The following is a 16,248-nucleotide window of genomic DNA, read 5'->3' as shown; positions in this document are numbered from 1 at the left end:
CCACGGCCCTCTCCCACTGTACAGTCCGGGGACATGGTAGACAGGTGTTCGGGGACATGGTGAACACTTTTTAACATCCTTTACCCATGGTGATCGACTTTTTCTTCAGGTCGATCACCCCCACTTTTGTGCTGTACCACCACACCTCGTAGCGGCCGTCTTCCTGCATCTCCTTCAGCCCGACCCGTTCTTCCCTGAATGCCTTGCCTGCGCTCAGACTTACCCCTTTCACGCTCAGCTTTCCGCTGATATCCACTTTCCTGACCATCACGCCCTCGTCATACTCCGGGGGCGTTGTGTTGCCGCTGTACTGCCGTGCAGACGGCTGATACCGCGAGCCCGGTACCGCCATGTCCAGCGCCTCATGCGGGCGTTCAAGGTTATAGACCGTCCTCCAGTGGTCGAAGGCGCGCTGCAGTTCGCCCTCGTTCGCGAACCACTTACCCTGCAGCACCTCTGCCTTCAGGCTGCGATGAAAACGCTCCAGCTTGCCCTGCGTCTGCGGATGATACGGCCGGGAGTGCCCCACCCGGATACCATGGCGCATCAGCCACAGCTCCAGTGCCGTCCAGGTGCCGGTGGTGTCTCCCCACGGGGCGCCGTTGTCCATTGTCATCCGGTCCGGCAGGCCGTAGCGTTCAAACACGCTGACCAGCCGCTGCTGCACGGTCTCACGCCGTTCATCGGTACAGTGCGCCAGGCACAGGGAAAAACGGGAGTGGTCATCCAGCAGGGTGAGCGGATGGCAGCGGCCACCGCCAAAGGGAAAGTGGCCCTTAAAATCCATCTGCCAGAGCTGGTTCGGCGCGTCATGTTCGAACCGCCCCGTGGCGGGAATGCCCGGAGAAGTGCCCGGCAGCAGGCCGTGACGGGCCATCAGGTTATGAACGGTGCTGAAGGCGGGCATACGGTGCCCCTGGTCTTCGAGCCAGCGCTTTATCTTGCGTGCGCCCCAGCGTTCATGGCGGTCATGGGCCATACGCAGCAGGGCAGTGATGTCGTCAGACGAGCGGTTCGGGGAATGGTGCGGTATGCGCGGGTGGTCCTGAAGGCCGGCGGCCCCTTCCTCCCTCCAGCGGCGAAGCCACTTGTAGCCGGTGGCAGGTGAAATGCCGAAGCGACGGCAGAGGGAACGGATGTTCGCCCCGTCCTGCGAGGCGAACAAAACAAACTCAGTACGTAATGACATGGTATCTCTCGCATCCCAGGGCATAAGCGACTCCATAAACGGGTTCTTATGCCTTAGTTGTAAGTGTCTACCATGTCCCCGAACAAGTGTTCACTATGTCCCCGGACCGTACACCCACAGGACTGAGGGATCCCCATAAAATAATGCCTGCACGGAGGACCCCCTCTCCCTTGAGGGAGAGGGTTGGGGTGAGGGGGAACATATGGCTGTAGAGGTCATTCCGTTCACTTTATGTTCCTTGCTACTCTGTAACGGCATGACTTGTGAACGTGCCAGGGTGGCTCAGTCGCCACCACCCTGGCAACCCGGGCTCCCGGCGGTAAATCGCCGCTTCGCGGTGCCCTCGGCTTATTCCTTACGGCTTATCGGGGACGGGCGGAGGTAACATATATGGACGCTCCCGGAATGCAACGTTTTCTTCAGTTCAGCAATTAAACGGGTAGATGCAGCCATATATCCGGTTTCTGATAGGATTTATTTATCCCGAACCATGATGAAATCCGCCAGACAGGTACCAATCATCCTCTTCGGGCTGACTTGCCCTTGTTGCCTCTCGGTGTATCCTGCCTGCGGTCTTACCTGTTTTGCCATCTTCTGAAGTCAACTGCACCTACCAGGACGTAACTCTTTTTCAGCACCTCGTCAGGTTGACTGGCCTTGTGTCAGGCGGCCTGACGAGGCTTATATTCCGTGTCGTGTGTCAGCATTGACCACATTATTCTCGACGTTTTTGCCGCCATCGCGACAACTGCAACATTGTAGTGCTTCCGCTCAAGCAGCCCCTGAAGCCAGGCATTCTCCTCAACTGAGCCTTTCCGGTTGACCCAGGCTGTCAGTGCTCGTGCGCCGTGAACCAGAAGGTATCGGAAATATCCATCTCCGCGTTTGCTTATCCCGCCCAGTTGCTGTTTGCCGCCACTGGAATGTTCTTTTGGTGTCAGCCCCAGCCATGAAGCGAATTGCTTTGCGGTGCTGAATTGTTGGGCATTACCCACTGCTGCTACCACATAAGTGGCCGTTAGCATGCCTACCCCAGGGATTTTGGCCAGTCTCTGGCAGGCCGTCTGCGTTTTATACCAGGAGGCCAGAGCTTCTTCTACCTGTTTAATCTGCTCCTCAAGTTCCCGGATATGGTTAGCCTGTCTGTAGATGCTGGCTCTGACAAAGGGAGATAAACCATTTTCGCTGTCTTCCAGAATGGCTGGTAGCTCACGGGTTAAATGGCTTTGTCCGGCTGCAATCGTAATACCAAACTCAGCAAGTGTGGCTCTTAAACTATTGGAACAGGCGATCCGCTCGCGGATAAGTATTCCCCGTTCAGTGTGTAACGCTAAAACGGCCTGCTGCTCTTCGGTTTTTATCTGTACAAAACGCATATTCGGGCGGGTTACCGCTTCGCAGATTGCTTCAGCATCTGCTGCATCCGTCTTGTTCGTTTTGACATATGGCTTCACATATTGCGGAGGAATCAGTTTTACCTCATGGCCGTGACGACTGAATAATCGTGCAAAATGATGGCTGGACGAGCAGGCCTCCATGCCAATCAGGCAAGGTTCCAGTTGAATGACAAACTGAACGAATTTGGCCCGGGTTAGCCTTTTACGCAAAACTGTATGACCTTCGTGATCGACACCATGAAGCTGGAAAACGTTCTTTGCCAGGTCGATACCAAGAGTTGATACTTTCATGTGGACGCTCCTCATTTTTCAGGACGTATTGCAACGATCCAGTCTGGTACCTTGATACCGCAAAATCTGGAGCGTCCATCTCATTATCCCTTCCCTGTAAACCCGCCCTCTCGGCGCATCCATGCGCCTCGCCCCGGCCTGCAGGAAACGCCTCAGCAATTTACAGCCGGACCAGGGCGTCGCTGTAAGTCATTAATTTTCCTGAAACAACATTCATCGCTTTCGGTAAAAAAACTGGGGATCCCTCAGCCCACAGAGAGAGGGGGCAAACCCTAAAAACGGCAACCAGGTTGCCGTTTGCTTTTATCACGGTGCCGGGTAGGTGTATACCTGATGCACCGCTTCAATCTCTGCTAATACCTCTTCGCTCAGATTCAGATGGAAACTCTCGATATTCGTTTTCAGCTGTTCCATGGTCGTTGCGCCCAGCAGAGTGCTGGCAACAAACGGCTGACGACGCACGAAGGCCAGAGCCATCTGAGCCGGATCAAGACCGTGACGTTTCGCGATATCCACATAGGCCGCCACGGCTTTTTGTGTCTGCTCACCGCTGTAGCGGGTAAAGCGGCTGAACAAGGTGTTACGCGCTCCGGCAGGTTTCGCGCCGTTCAGGTATTTCCCTGTCAACGTACCAAAGCCCAGACATGAATAGGCGAGCAACTCCACCTCTTCGTATTGCGTCACTTCGGCCAGACCCACTTCATAGCTGCGGTTGAGCAGGCTGTATGGGTTCTGGATGGTGACGATGCGGGGCAGGTCATGTTTGTCCGCCAGGTGCAGATAGCGCATCACGCCAAAGGCCGTTTCGTTAGAGACACCGATGTAGCGGATTTTTCCCGCTCGCTGGCATTCGGCCAGGGCTTCCAGCGTTTCCAGTAGCGTAACGGCCGGGGCGCTCTCATTCCAGCTATAGCCCAGCTTTCCAAAGCAGTTGGTGGGGCGCTGCGGCCAGTGAACCTGATAGAGATCGAGATAGTCGGTTTGCAGGCGCTTCAGGCTGGCATCCAGCGCGGCGCGGATATTTTTGCGATCGAGGATCTGGTTTGGACGGATCCCGGCATCGTTGTTGCGTGCGGGGCCGCTGACTTTTGACGCAACAACCAGCTTTTCGCGATTCCCGCGTTTGGCGAGCCAGTTGCCGACATAGGTTTCGGTAAGCCCCTGCGTTTCCGGACGAGGCGGTACAGGGTACATCTCTGCAACATCAATCAGGTTAATGCCCTGGCTGACGGCATAATCGAGTTGTGCATGGGCATCGGCTTCGCTGTTTTGTTCACCAAATGTCATCGTGCCCAACCCCAGTTGGCTTATTTCCAGAGCGCTGTGGGGGATACGGTGATAATGCATAGCCGGCTTCCTTCATTAGAAATACAGACCACGTCAGGAACCTCCCGACAAAGGAATATAAACATGGCAGAGGGGAAGCAAAAGGGGAAGAAAAAAATCGAAAAGGCCAGCAAGCCACTGACCTTTATCTGTTTATCGCTCGATAATCTGTGAAACTTCGTCGCGATTGATCTGCATTTTATTACCCTGCTGGTCATGGTAGCTGACCAGGCCAGTATCATCGTCGACTTCAGGTTTACCGTCGGTCAGGATCATCCGGCCATCTTTCGTCGCCATAACGTAATCGCTGCTACAGCCCGATACCGCAAACGCTAAACCCACTGCTGAAATCAACACTGCCCATTTTTTCATCGTTATCGTCCTCACCTAGCTCGTATCAAATCATAGTGTAGTATTAACCTGATATATCGAAAGGAGAAAGGGGGAAAATCTTAAATCCCCGTCGATTATGTTTGATAGTTCGCAAAATGAGTAAAAAACTATGTTTTCAGTAAGAAATGGCGAGCCAGCAGCGCACCTGTGAAGTTCTTTTTGAGATAAAAGCCGCGCGGCAACGTGAGTATCGGTTCGCCCTTGGCGCCAATAGCCTCGGTGAGGGCTTTGCTGTTGGCCGCTTTCGGACGCAGCTGTAAAACTTCTCCGTGTCGGGCCGTGATGCGCTCTACCTGCCCAAGGACGATCATATCCATCAGCTCTTCCCAGTCCAGCCTTAGCTGCCGCTCTTCATCTTCATCGGGGCTCCAGAGCAGCGGCGCGCCTACCCGGCGTTCAGCCAGCGGGATCTGGCGTTCACCCTCAACCGGAACCCAGAGTACGCGCTTGAGTTTATGGCGAACATGGCTGGTTTCCCACGTCACGCCGGTATTCCCGGTTAACGGCGCCACGCAGACAAAGGTGGTTTCAAGGGGCTTTCCCAGACGGTCTATGGGAATGGTTTTTAGCTCAACGCCCAGAGCCGCAAAATCCTGCTCGGGTTTACTCCCCGCACTAGCCCCCAGCCACAGCTCAAGCAACATGCCGATCCAGCCCTTATCCCGTTTCAGATCCTTTGGGATCGGCAATCCTGCCATCGCTGCCAGTTCGCCAAGCGAAAAGCCCGCCAGACGCTGCGCCTGCCCAAGCAACTGGGCTTCGCTTGTTGGCGGAGAAAGCATGGGTGAGAGCGCAAGCATGACGGCAACCTTTTGATTAAAAAATAAACTAAGAAACTATCCCCTGTGGATAGAGTTTAACTTTTTCTGTACGAATATGCCATGTGCATGATTTTTAGGTTTTTTTAGTTATGTGCGACCGTCCTTTCAGAAGTGAAAAACGGGTTGTTCAATTCTGGTCACTGACAATAAACAGGATCTTACACCATGTTATCCACAGAAAAGTGGGATAACTGGGAATAACCCTGACTACTGTTTCAATTTACAGCCTTGACGTGCGACGAAAATCGAATTTTCACACAAATCGTGCTTAACTTATTGGCACAATCTGTGGATAAAACCGACGCTGTTCGATCTTTCATCAGCATAACGATCATAGGTGTGATGATCATCACGTAATTCCTTCCCGGGGCGCTAAAAACAGAGCTAATTAAATGAAAATTATAGGAATGTTTTCGGCGGGTGACACGGTGTAGCGAGGGGCTCTTCAGGTTGTTCATCGGTAATTCCACACTTCTTCACAACTATATCCACAGAAAAGGTGAATAAAATTGCCCTTGTTGCCGCTTATCTGTTTATAACTCTGCGCATATTTGTGAGTTATTCAAATGTTATTAGGTTGCAGGCCTGTAAGAGAGTGGTTTACCGCCTCCCTGTAGTGTGAAACAATCATTCATATATCAGATTTAGTTTGGGGTAGTCCGGTGATTGATGACGATGGCTACCGCCCGAACGTAGGAATAGTAATTTGTAATCGTCAGGGCCAGGTGATGTGGGCCCGGCGATATGGTCAGCACTCCTGGCAGTTTCCGCAAGGCGGGATCAACCCAGGGGAGTCCCCAGAACAAGCGATGTACCGGGAGCTGTTTGAAGAGGTCGGTTTAAGCCGAAAAGATGTTCGCATCCTGGCTTCGACCCGCAACTGGTTGCGTTACAAGTTACCGAAACGTTTGGTGCGTTGGGACACAAAGCCGGTTTGTATCGGCCAGAAACAGAAGTGGTTTCTGTTGCAATTGGTGGGCAACGATTCAGATATCAATATGCAAACCAGCAGTACGCCGGAGTTTGATGGCTGGCGCTGGGTGAGTTACTGGTATCCTGTTCGTCAGGTCGTGTCATTTAAACGCGATGTTTACCGTAGGGTGATGAAAGAGTTCGCAAGTGTTGTCATGCAGCTTCAGGAGATCCCGCCTAAGCCGCAGAGCGCACCTGCCTGGCGACGTAAAAGAGGTTAAGCTACGCAAATCATGCTCACCCGCTTGCGAGAAATAGTCGAGAAAGTGGCCAGTGCGCCTCGTCTGAACGAGGCGCTGAATATTCTGGTCACTGACATCTGTCTTGCGATGGAAACTGAAGTCTGTTCGGTGTATCTGGCCGATCATGACCGACGTTGCTACTACCTGATGGCGACCCGTGGTTTAAAAAAACCACGCGGTCGTACCGTTACGCTCGCCTTTGATGAAGGTATCGTAGGCCTGGTGGGGCGACTGGCTGAACCCATCAACCTTGCCGACGCGCAAAAGCACCCCAGCTTTAAATACATTCCCTCCGTAAAAGAAGAGCGTTTCCGCGCCTTCCTGGGCGTACCGATCATCCAGCGTCGTCAACTGCTTGGCGTACTGGTCGTTCAGCAGCGCGAACTGCGTCAGTATGACGAAAGCGAAGAGTCTTTCCTCGTGACGCTAGCCACGCAGATGGCTGCGATCCTCTCTCAGTCTCAGCTTGCCGCCCTGTTTGGGCAGTACCGTCACACGCGTATTCGTGCGCTGCCGGCCTCGCCTGGCGTGGCGATTGCTGAAGGCTGGATGGACGCCACCCTGCCGCTGATGGAACAGGTGTACGAAGCCTCAACTCTGGATGAAGCGCTTGAGCGCGAGCGCCTCACCGCGGCGCTGGAAGAGGCGGCCAACGAATTTCGGCGTTACAGCAAACGCTTTGCCGCCGGGGCGCAAAAAGAGACGGCGGCCATTTTTGACCTCTATTCGCACCTGCTCTCCGATGCGCGTCTGCGCCGTGAGCTTTTTGCCGAGGTTGATAAAGGTGCCGTAGCGGAATGGGCCGTTAAAAAGGTCATCGAAAAATTTGCGGAGCAATTTGCCGCACTGACAGACAGTTACCTGAAAGAGCGTGCGGGAGACCTACGTACACTCGGTCAGCGTCTGCTGTTCCACCTTGATGACACGATCCAGGGGCCGAATGCCTGGCCAAAACGCTTTGTGCTGGTTGCCGATGAACTGTCCGCGACCACGCTGGCGGAGCTGCCGCAGGACAGGCTGGCAGGTGTGGTGGTGCGCGATGGCGCAGCTAACTCCCATGCGGCTATTATGGTTCGTGCCCTGGGTATCCCCACCGTTATGGGGGCCGATATTCAGCCCTCGGTGCTGCACCGACGCACGCTGGTGGTGGATGGCTATCGCGGTGAGCTCCTGGTCGATCCTGAGCCGGTCCTGCTCCAGGAATACCAGCGCCTTATCAGTGAAGAGAATGAATTAAGCAAGCTGGCGGAAGATGACGTCGACCTGCCTGCACAGCTTAAAAGCGGCGAGCGCATCAAAGTTATGCTCAACGCAGGGTTAAGCCCCGAGCATGAAGAGAAGCTCGGCAGCCGCATTGATGGCATCGGCTTATATCGCACCGAAATCCCGTTCATGCTGCAAAGCGGCTTTCCCTCAGAAGAGGAGCAGGTTGCACAGTATCAGGGCATGTTGCAGATGTTTAACGACAAGCCGGTTACCCTGCGTACCCTGGACGTTGGTGCGGATAAACAGCTGCCGTATATGCCAATCAGTGAAGAAAACCCGTGCCTGGGCTGGCGTGGGATCCGCATTACGCTGGATCAGCCTGAGATCTTCCTGATCCAGGTGCGCGCCATGCTGCGCGCGAATGCGGCGACCGGGAACCTCAGCATTTTACTGCCTATGGTCACCAGCATTGATGAGATCGACGAAGCGCGACGGTTGATCGAACGTGCAGGCCGTGAAGTCGAAGAGATGATCGGTTACGCGATCCCCAAACCGCGGATCGGGGTGATGCTCGAAGTGCCTTCCATGGTCTTCATGCTGCCGCAGCTGGCGAACCGGGTCGATTTTATCTCTGTCGGAACCAACGATCTGACGCAGTATATTCTGGCCGTCGATCGTAACAACACGCGTGTTGCCAGTATTTATGACAGCCTGCATCCGGCTATCATTCGGGCGCTGGCGATGATTGCCCGCGAAGCGGAGCAATACGGTATCGATTTGCGGCTGTGTGGCGAAATGGCCGGGGATTCAATGTGCGTTGCGATCCTCATCGGCCTGGGGTATCGCCATCTGTCGATGAACGGCCGCGTTGTCGCACGTGTGAAGTACCTGCTGCGCCATATTGACATCGAGGATGCCCGCGAGCTGGCCGAGCGCAGTCTTGAAGCGCAGCTGGCAACGGAAGTGCGTCATCAGGTCGCCGCGTTTATGGAGCGACGCGGCATGGGCGGCCTGATCCGCGGTGGCCGCTGAGGTCTTTCTCTCTCTTCCTGTAGGCTGAGGGATCCACAATGGTTCATAAACAGAAGCAATAACGCTGCTCTCAGAATGACCACCAGAGCTGTATGTTCCCCCTCACCCCAGCCCTCTCTCAGGTGGAGAGGGAGCCGTCCGTGCGTAATTTTTCGGTGGGGATCCCTCTGCCCCGTGGGAGAGGGCAACATCCCACACCATCCTCTATACACATCTTTTACATCTCTGGCGCATCCTCCGCGTCCGCCTTGTGCTATGATTCGCAACTTTGGAGCCTCTGCTGACCGCCGGGGCGCATCTCTACCGCTGTCCACTTTCAGCGGAATAACAACATCTTGTGGTGACAGATGAACAGTGGTTATCTGCATTTTCCGGAATTTGATCCGGTCATTTTCTCAGTAGGACCCGTTTCGCTTCACTGGTACGGTCTGATGTACCTGGTGGGCTTCATTTTTGCTATGTGGCTTGCTGGCCGTCGCGCCAGTCGTCCTGGCAGTGGCTGGACCAAAAACGAAGTCGAAAACCTGCTTTACGCGGGCTTCCTCGGTGTGTTCCTTGGTGGCCGTATTGGCTATGTCCTGTTCTATAACCTCCCGGTATTCCTCAACGATCCGCTCTATCTGTTCCGCGTCTGGGACGGGGGGATGTCCTTCCATGGCGGCCTGATTGGTGTGATTCTGGTGATGGTGATTTTTGCCAAACGCACCAAACGCAACTTCTTCCAGGTATCGGACTTTATCGCGCCATTGATTCCGTTTGGTCTGGGGGCTGGTCGTCTGGGCAACTTCATCAACGGCGAGCTGTGGGGACGTGTCGACCCGAGCGTTTCCTTTACTATGCTGTTCCCGGGCTCGCGCGCGGAAGACCTGGCGCTGCTGCCGTCTCATCCTGAATGGCAATCCATTTTTGATACGTACGGCGTTCTGCCGCGTCACATGTCTCAGCTCTATGAGCTGGCGCTGGAAGGCGTGGTGCTGTTTATCATCCTGAATCTGTTTATCCGCAAACCGCGCCCGATGGGGGCTGTCTCCGGCCTGTTCCTGATTGGCTACGGTGCGTTCCGTATCATCGTTGAGTTCTTCCGCCAGCCGGATGCGCAGTTCACCGGCGAGTGGGTACAGTACATCAGCATGGGGCAAATCCTCTCCATTCCGATGATCGTCGCGGGTGCCATTATGATGATTTGGGCGTATCGTCGTCGTCCACAGCAACAACTTTCCTGAGGAACCATGAAACAGTATCTTGAATTGATGAAAAAAGTGCTCGACGAGGGCACGCCGAAAAATGACCGTACCGGAACCGGCACGCTCTCCATTTTTGGCCACCAGATGCGCTTCAACCTGCAAGAAGGCTTCCCCCTGGTGACGACAAAGCGCTGCCACCTGCGCTCGATCATTCATGAACTGCTCTGGTTCCTGCAAGGCGATACCAACGTTGCCTATCTGCACGAAAACAACGTCTCCATCTGGGACGAATGGGCAGATGAAAACGGCAATCTGGGCCCGGTGTACGGCAAGCAGTGGCGTGCGTGGCCAACGCCTGATGGCCGCCATATTGACCAGATCACCACCGTGATGAACCAGCTGAAAAACGACCCGGACTCGCGCCGTATTATCGTTTCTGCCTGGAACGTGGGTGAGCTGGATAAAATGGCGCTGGCACCGTGCCATGCGTTCTTCCAGTTCTATGTGGCTGATGGCAAACTCTCCTGCCAGCTTTACCAGCGCTCTTGCGATGTCTTCCTCGGCCTGCCCTTTAACATCGCCAGCTATGCGCTGTTAGTACATATGATGGCCCAGCAGTGCGATCTGGAAGTGGGCGATTTTGTCTGGACCGGTGGGGATACGCACCTGTACAGCAACCACATGGAACAGACGCATCTCCAGCTGACCCGTGAACCGCGTGCACTGCCGAAGCTGATTATCAAACGTAAACCGGAATCGATCTTCGATTACCGCTTTGACGACTTCGAGATTGAGGGATACGACCCGCATCCGGGCATCAAAGCGCCTGTCGCAATCTGATACAGCAAATCGTTACATAACCGGCGCATTTACGCGCCGGTTTTTTTTCGTCTGTACTCTGTTCCCCGAGGCGTTATCCAGTCGGCGTGCAACGCGCTGCAACGGATAACATTCTCTGGATAACGCCTCGTAAAACCCCGAATTGCGGCTCGTCATGTTCACGGCGTTTCGCCACACTCCCGGCATGAAAAAAGAGCACGGCTTTACGCTTATCGAAACTCTGGTTGCCATTTCGCTGGTTATTATCCTCAGCGCGACAGGGCTCGCCGGCTGGGACAACTGGCAACAGCGGCAGAGGTTGTGGCAGGTCGCCTGTCAGGTCCGCGACTATCTGGTGTTTCTGCGAAACGATGCCAATCGTCACAACCGTGACCACCTGATCACGCTTCAGCAGGAAGACAGAGGCGGCTGTTTGATGAGCTCTGCAGTGCAGGGCTGTGAGAACAACAGCCCGTATGTGCTCAGACCGTTGTGGCCTGACGTCGTGCTAAGGGAGGTTACGCCTTCATTAGGATTCTATGGATTAAGGGACACGGCGTGGGCAGGGCGGATACGGGTACAGAGCAGGGCAGGAGAATGGATGATTGTCGTCTCAAACGGAGGGCGTATCAGGATGTGCAATGTTACAGGGGAAAATGCATGCCGATGAACCAGCACGGCTTCTCACTCACAGAGGTGCTGGTTGCAATGGCGATCAGCAGCATTCTGTTACTCAGCACGTCGCGTTTTTTACCGGAGCTGCAACGGGCAGTTTTGCTGCAATCCAGGGCGCAGGAGCGTGAAGAAGAGATCTGGCAACGCCTGTTCGCGATTGGCAAGCAGTTACAACGCGCGGGATATTGCGCGGGTAATTGTCAGGGGCAGAGCCTGACCATCGGCAGGGAGGGAAGCTGTGTGATTGTCCGGTGGGATGCAAACAGTAACGGCACCTGGGACACCTCAGCATCGGATAACGAAAGTACGGGGTTTCGTCTGGAATCAGGCGCGCTGGAAACCCTGCGTGGCGCGACGGGGTGTGAAGGAAAAGGATGGGAGAAGCTTACCGACCCGGCCCGGCTTATGATCCACACATTTGTGGTACGTAAACATGAGCACCCGGGATTTGCGCCAGCGTTATATCTCGAGCTGTCCGCCAGCGGGGTGAATGATAAGCACGCTGCCCCTTACCAGGTTCGCTATGGCGTTACGGGGTTTAACTTGTGAACCGCCAGAATGGGATTGCCTCACTGACGCTGGTTCTGCTGTTACTGGTGTTAGGCACACTGATCCTGACCGGCCTTAACCAGCAACTCATAACATTTACCATGCTGGTTGGCGACGAGAGCCGCGCCATCCAGCAGCAGGCAGCCGCGCAGTCTGCGCTGGAGTGGGGGCGCGTTCAGCACTGGTCGTTGCAGCCTGATGTACAGTGCAAACAGAGACAAACGCAACGTGTTTGTTTGCGTGTACTGAATGAGTCGCAGGTGTTACTCATCGCTGGAGATGGAGAGCTGTTGCTCTGGCGTGGCGGGGAGATTGTCAACGGGCACATACGCTTTTTACCTCATGGCTGGAGTGATTTTTGCCCGCTAAAGGAGCGTGCGTTATGTCGGTTGCCGTAAAGAATGAAAAGGGGTTCAGCATGGTCGACGTGTTGCTGGCGATGATGCTGCTGGTGGCGATCGTAACGGCGCTGTCCGGCTATCACCGGGCGCTGGCTTCCCGCTTTGCCCTGTTTAGCCAGTATCGTCAGCTCTGGCACATCGCCTGGACGCAGTCGCAGATGGATGCTGGTGCGCTGCCAGCAGGCTGGCAGATAAACCGGATGCAGACAACGCAGTCTGGATGTGTCAGCATCACGGTTACACTTATTTCTCCTCTGGGTCGACGCGGTGAGATGACGCGTCTGCATTGCCCGGTTAGCCAGTAGTCGGGAGCGTCTATGTTAAGGGTCTACCACTCAAATCGTCTGGATGTGCTGGAAGCGCTGATGGAATTTATCGTTGAGCGTGAGCGGCTCGACGATCCGTTTGAGCCTGAAATGGTGCTGGTGCAGAGCACCGGTATGGCACAATGGCTGCAGATGTCGCTTTCCCGTAAATTTGGCATCGCGGCGAATATCGATTTTCCGCTTCCCGCGAGCTTTATCTGGGAGATGTTTGTCCGCGTGTTGCCTGACATCCCGGAGCAGAGCGCGTTTAACAAACAGAGCATGAGCTGGAAGCTGATGGCGCTTTTGCCAGATATGCTCACGCATGATGAGTTTGCCATGCTGCGCCACTACCTGCATGACGATACCGACAAACGCAAGCTGTTCCAGCTGGCATCACGTACCGCGGATCTCTATGACCAGTATTTAGTGTATCGTCCGGAATGGCTGACTCGCTGGGAGGCGGGTGAGCTGGTAGAAGGTCTGCCGGAGGCGCAGGTCTGGCAGGCGCCGCTGTGGAAAGCGCTGGTGGAGCATACCGAAAAGCTGGGTCAACCTAAGTGGCACCGTGCGAACCTCTACCAACGGTTCATCTCCATACTGGAAAATAGCACTGACCGACCGGCCCGGCTGCCCTCCCGCGTATTTATTTGCGGTATTTCCGCCTTGCCACCCGTCTATCTGGATGCGCTGAAAGCGCTCGGAAAACACATCGACATCCATATTCTGTTTACTAACCCCTGCCGCCATTACTGGGGCGACATTCAGGATGACCGGTGGCTTTCGCGGCTTGTGACGCGCCAGCGGCGACGTCTCTTTGAAGAACGCACGGTGCCCTTGTTTAAAGACAGTGCCTCTGCCGCGCAGCTTTTTGATGAGCAGGGCATTCAGAACCTGCCAAACCCGCTGCTTGCCTCTTGGGGCAAGCTGGGCCGGGACTACATTCATATGCTCTCTGATATCACCTCGTCAGGCGAAGGCGACGTGGATGCGTTTGTTGAAATCACGCCGGACAGCCTGCTGCACAATATCCAGTCCGATATTCTGGATCTGGAAAATCGCGCGGTGATGGGCGTGACGGCAGAAGAATTTGAACGCAGCGACACGAAGCGGAGACTGGATCCCGACGATCGCAGTATCACGGTGCATGTTTGCCACAGTGCGCAGCGTGAAGTCGAAGTCCTGCACGATCAGTTGCTCGCCATGCTGCAGGACGATCCTGACCTGACACCGCGTGATATCGTGGTGATGGTGGCGGATATCGACAGCTACAGCCCCTTTATTCAGGCCGTTTTCGGCAGTGCGACGGGAGAGCGCTACCTGCCTTATGCCATCTCTGACCGTCGGGCTCGCCAGTCTCACCCGGCCTTGCAGGCATTCGTTACCCTGCTGTCACTGCCCGACAGCCGCTTCATTTCCGAAGATGTCCTGGCATTGCTCGATGTCCCCGTGCTGGCCGCTCGTTTCAACATTAACGAAGAGGGGTTGCGCTACCTTCGTCAGTGGGTAAACGAGTCTGGCGTACGTTGGGGGATCGATGACGACAACGTACAGGAGTTTGAGCTTCCCCCTACCGGGCAGCACACCTGGCAGTTTGGTCTGACGCGTATGCTGCTGGGGTATGCCATGGAAAGCAGCCAGGGCGAGTGGAACGAGGTCCTGCCTTATGATGAGTCCAGCGGGCTCATCGCGGAGCTTGTCGGGCATTTAGCCTCGCTGCTGATGCAGCTTAACCGCTGGCGACGTGCGCTAATGCAGCCGCGTCCGCTGGAGGAGTGGCTGCCGGTTTGCCGGGAACTGCTCAATGATTTCTTCCTGCCGGACAGTGACACGGAAGCCGCAATGGCGCTGATTGAAACACAGTGGCAGGCGATAGTCGATGAGGGGGTGAACTCCCACTATAACGAAGCGATCCCGCTTTCGCTTCTGCGGGACGAATTGACCCTGCGCCTCGATCAGGAGCGTATCAGCCAGCGCTTCCTTGCCGGGCCGATCAATATCTGCACGCTGATGCCCATGCGTTCCATTCCCTTCAAAGTGGTGTGTCTGCTTGGTATGAATGACGGTGTTTATCCGCGAGCCCTGCCGCCGCTGGGCTTTGATCTCATGAGCCCGGCACCGAAGCGGGGCGACCGTAGCCGTCGTGATGATGACCGCTACCTCTTCCTTGAGGCGCTTATTTCCGCGCAGAACAAGCTTTACATCAGTTATATCGGTCGGTCGATTCAGGACAACAGCGAGCGTTTTCCCTCTGTTCTGGTGCAGGAACTGGTGGACTATATCGGACAGAGCCACTACCTGCCGGGGGATGAAGAACGTAACTGCGATGAGAGCGACCAGCGGGTGAAAGCGCATATCACCTGTTGTCACAGCCGTATGCCGTTTGACCCGATGAACTACGTCGCCAGCGAATTGCAGAGCTATGCCCAGGAGTGGCTCCCCGCGGCGAAGAAAGAGGGGAGGGCGCACAGCGATTTCATTCAGGAGCTCGACGCGCGGCCCATTGAAACCCTGACCTTCGAACAACTGCAGCGGTTTTGGGCGCATCCGGTACGCGCCTTCTTCCAGCAGCGGTTGCAGGTAAATTTCCGCTCGGAAGAGAGCGAAATTCCTGACGCAGAACCGTTTACGCTGGAAGGGCTGGAACGTTATCAGTTAAACCTCCAGCTGCTGAATGCGCTGGTGGAGCAGGAAGATGCTGACAAACTGTTCCGCCGCTATCGCGCTGCGGGGCAATTACCGTATGGTGCGTTTGGGGAGATCGTCTGGGAGGCGCAGTGCACAGAGATGAAGGCGCTTGCCGAGCGTGTTATCGAATGCCGACAGCCGGGAACAAGCCTCGAAATCGACCTCAACTGCAACGGTATCCAGCTGACGGGCTGGCTGACGCAGGTTCAACCGGACGGGCTGCTGCGCTGGCGGCCTTCCATGCTGAGCGTTTCACAGGGTTTGCAACTCTGGCTCGAACATCTTGTCTACAGTGCTGGCGGTAACCAGGGTGAAAGCCGGATGTTTGTACGCAAGGAGGGCGAGTGGCGTTTCCCGCCAATGGAGCCGGAGCAGGCGTTACATTACTTGTCCTTGTACATTGAAGGTTATCGTCAGGGGATGAACAAGCCGCTGCTGCTGCTGCCTGAAAGTGGCGGGGCGTGGATAAAAGCCTGTTATGACGCGCAGAATGATGCGATGTTAACGGATGACGCTTCACTGCAGAAAGCGCGGAGTAAATTTGTTCAGGCCTGGGAAGGTAACATGATGGTCCGTGGTGAAGGCGATGATGTCTGGTATCAACGGTTATGGCGAACGCTTGAGCCAGAATACTTTGAGACCATCACGGAAGAGGCACAACGTTACCTGTTACCGTTGTTCAAATTTAATCAGTCCTGAGCGCTGTATAAAAATTGCGCAGTAATGGGTGTTCATTTATGATGCACCTGCTATCACGG

14 protein-coding genes and 1 pseudogene are annotated in these 16,248 nt (G+C 55.1%); 9 read left to right on the top strand and 6 right to left on the bottom strand.

Annotated features, from left to right (window positions below; all coding sequences use genetic code 11):
- Nucleotides 1-70: 70 nt before the first annotated feature.
- From ACQG2G_RS17510 to ACQG2G_RS17485, 6 genes and pseudogenes are all read right to left on the bottom strand, one after another.
- Nucleotides 71-1,213, bottom strand: coding sequence for an IS481 family transposase (locus ACQG2G_RS17510; RefSeq protein ID WP_426722958.1), 1,143 nt, complete (start codon nt 1,211-1,213; stop codon nt 71-73).
- A gap of 638 nt (nt 1,214-1,851) precedes the next feature.
- Nucleotides 1,852-2,877 (bottom strand): IS110 family transposase, encoded by a 1,026-nt coding sequence (locus tag ACQG2G_RS17505; RefSeq protein ID WP_048971459.1) that lies wholly within the window; start codon nt 2,875-2,877, stop codon nt 1,852-1,854.
- 306 nt (nt 2,878-3,183) lie between these two features.
- Nucleotides 3,184-4,224 (bottom strand): NADP(H)-dependent aldo-keto reductase, encoded by a 1,041-nt coding sequence (locus ACQG2G_RS17500; protein WP_013098556.1) that lies wholly within the window; start codon nt 4,222-4,224, stop codon nt 3,184-3,186.
- A gap of 132 nt (nt 4,225-4,356) precedes the next feature.
- Complete coding sequence (locus ACQG2G_RS17495; protein ID WP_013098555.1) at nt 4,357-4,575, bottom strand: YgdI/YgdR family lipoprotein; 219 nt, start codon at nt 4,573-4,575, stop codon at nt 4,357-4,359.
- A gap of 128 nt (nt 4,576-4,703) precedes the next feature.
- Nucleotides 4,704-5,396: a DNA mismatch repair endonuclease MutH gene (gene mutH, locus ACQG2G_RS17490; protein ID WP_013098554.1), complete on the bottom strand. Its 693-nt coding sequence runs from the start codon at nt 5,394-5,396 to the stop codon at nt 4,704-4,706.
- Between the two features lie 154 nt (nt 5,397-5,550).
- A pseudogene (locus ACQG2G_RS17485) lies at nt 5,551-5,637 on the bottom strand (hypothetical protein); the annotation flags it as partial.
- A 442-nt stretch (nt 5,638-6,079) separates the two neighbouring features.
- Here ACQG2G_RS17485 and rppH point away from each other — a divergent pair.
- The 9 genes from rppH (at nt 6,080) to recC (ending at nt 16,189) form a co-directional block, all read left to right on the top strand.
- Nucleotides 6,080-6,610, top strand: a complete 531-nt coding sequence (gene rppH, locus ACQG2G_RS17480) for an RNA pyrophosphohydrolase (RefSeq protein WP_013098553.1) — start codon at nt 6,080-6,082, stop codon at nt 6,608-6,610.
- Nucleotides 6,611-6,622: 12 nt separating this feature from the next.
- Complete coding sequence (gene ptsP, locus ACQG2G_RS17475; protein ID WP_061772118.1) at nt 6,623-8,869, top strand: phosphoenolpyruvate--protein phosphotransferase; 2,247 nt, start codon at nt 6,623-6,625, stop codon at nt 8,867-8,869.
- Nucleotides 8,870-9,216: 347 nt separating this feature from the next.
- Nucleotides 9,217-10,092: a prolipoprotein diacylglyceryl transferase gene (gene lgt, locus ACQG2G_RS17470; protein ID WP_013098551.1), complete on the top strand. Its 876-nt coding sequence runs from the start codon at nt 9,217-9,219 to the stop codon at nt 10,090-10,092.
- 6 nt (nt 10,093-10,098) lie between these two features.
- The gene (gene thyA, locus ACQG2G_RS17465) at nt 10,099-10,893 is read left to right on the top strand and encodes a thymidylate synthase (RefSeq protein WP_013098550.1); all 795 of its coding nucleotides are present in this window, start codon (nt 10,099-10,101) and stop codon (nt 10,891-10,893) included.
- Nucleotides 10,894-11,077: 184 nt separating this feature from the next.
- Complete coding sequence (locus ACQG2G_RS17460; RefSeq protein ID WP_061773065.1) at nt 11,078-11,542, top strand: prepilin peptidase-dependent protein; 465 nt, start codon at nt 11,078-11,080, stop codon at nt 11,540-11,542.
- Nucleotides 11,533-12,096, top strand: coding sequence for a prepilin peptidase-dependent protein (locus ACQG2G_RS17455; protein WP_061772117.1), 564 nt, complete (start codon nt 11,533-11,535; stop codon nt 12,094-12,096). The genes ACQG2G_RS17460 and ACQG2G_RS17455 overlap by 10 nt, the downstream gene beginning before the upstream one ends.
- The gene (locus ACQG2G_RS17450; RefSeq protein WP_013098548.1) at nt 12,093-12,494 is read left to right on the top strand and encodes a DUF2509 family protein; all 402 of its coding nucleotides are present in this window, start codon (nt 12,093-12,095) and stop codon (nt 12,492-12,494) included. The genes ACQG2G_RS17455 and ACQG2G_RS17450 overlap by 4 nt, the downstream gene beginning before the upstream one ends.
- Nucleotides 12,479-12,802, top strand: a complete 324-nt coding sequence (locus tag ACQG2G_RS17445; protein ID WP_013098547.1) for a prepilin-type N-terminal cleavage/methylation domain-containing protein — start codon at nt 12,479-12,481, stop codon at nt 12,800-12,802. Before ACQG2G_RS17450 ends, ACQG2G_RS17445 begins: the two co-directional genes overlap by 16 nt.
- A 12-nt stretch (nt 12,803-12,814) precedes the next feature.
- Nucleotides 12,815-16,189, top strand: coding sequence for an exodeoxyribonuclease V subunit gamma (gene recC / locus ACQG2G_RS17440; protein ID WP_248078662.1), 3,375 nt, complete (start codon nt 12,815-12,817; stop codon nt 16,187-16,189).
- Nucleotides 16,190-16,248: the final 59 nt, after the last annotated feature.

Origin of the sequence: Enterobacter cloacae complex sp. 382A5 (assembly GCF_050031095.1) — a bacterium.
GTDB lineage: Bacteria > Pseudomonadota > Gammaproteobacteria > Enterobacterales > Enterobacteriaceae > Enterobacter > Enterobacter cloacae.
The sequence above is the reverse complement of the archived record's forward strand: the minus strand, read 5'-3'. Positions and strand labels throughout refer to the sequence as shown.

What these genes read in the sequence shown, in the direction of transcription:
- ACQG2G_RS17460 (WP_061773065.1), top strand. Translation starts at nt 11,078, where the DNA reads ATGAAAAAAGAGCACGGCTTTACGCTTATCGAAACTCTGGTTGCCATT.
- thyA (WP_013098550.1), top strand. Translation starts at nt 10,099, where the DNA reads ATGAAACAGTATCTTGAATTGATGAAAAAAGTGCTCGACGAGGGCACG.
- ACQG2G_RS17505 (WP_048971459.1), bottom strand. Translation starts at nt 2,877, where the DNA reads ATGAAAGTATCAACTCTTGGTATCGACCTGGCAAAGAACGTTTTCCAG.
- mutH (WP_013098554.1), bottom strand. Translation starts at nt 5,396, where the DNA reads ATGCTTGCGCTCTCACCCATGCTTTCTCCGCCAACAAGCGAAGCCCAG.
- ACQG2G_RS17500 (WP_013098556.1), bottom strand. Translation starts at nt 4,224, where the DNA reads ATGCATTATCACCGTATCCCCCACAGCGCTCTGGAAATAAGCCAACTG.
- ACQG2G_RS17445 (WP_013098547.1), top strand. Translation starts at nt 12,479, where the DNA reads ATGTCGGTTGCCGTAAAGAATGAAAAGGGGTTCAGCATGGTCGACGTG.
- ACQG2G_RS17510 (WP_426722958.1), bottom strand. Translation starts at nt 1,213, where the DNA reads ATGCCCTGGGATGCGAGAGATACCATGTCATTACGTACTGAGTTTGTT.
- lgt (WP_013098551.1), top strand. Translation starts at nt 9,217, where the DNA reads ATGAACAGTGGTTATCTGCATTTTCCGGAATTTGATCCGGTCATTTTC.
- ACQG2G_RS17455 (WP_061772117.1), top strand. Translation starts at nt 11,533, where the DNA reads ATGCCGATGAACCAGCACGGCTTCTCACTCACAGAGGTGCTGGTTGCA.
- recC (WP_248078662.1), top strand. Translation starts at nt 12,815, where the DNA reads ATGTTAAGGGTCTACCACTCAAATCGTCTGGATGTGCTGGAAGCGCTG.
- ACQG2G_RS17495 (WP_013098555.1), bottom strand. Translation starts at nt 4,575, where the DNA reads ATGAAAAAATGGGCAGTGTTGATTTCAGCAGTGGGTTTAGCGTTTGCG.
- ptsP (WP_061772118.1), top strand. Translation starts at nt 6,623, where the DNA reads ATGCTCACCCGCTTGCGAGAAATAGTCGAGAAAGTGGCCAGTGCGCCT.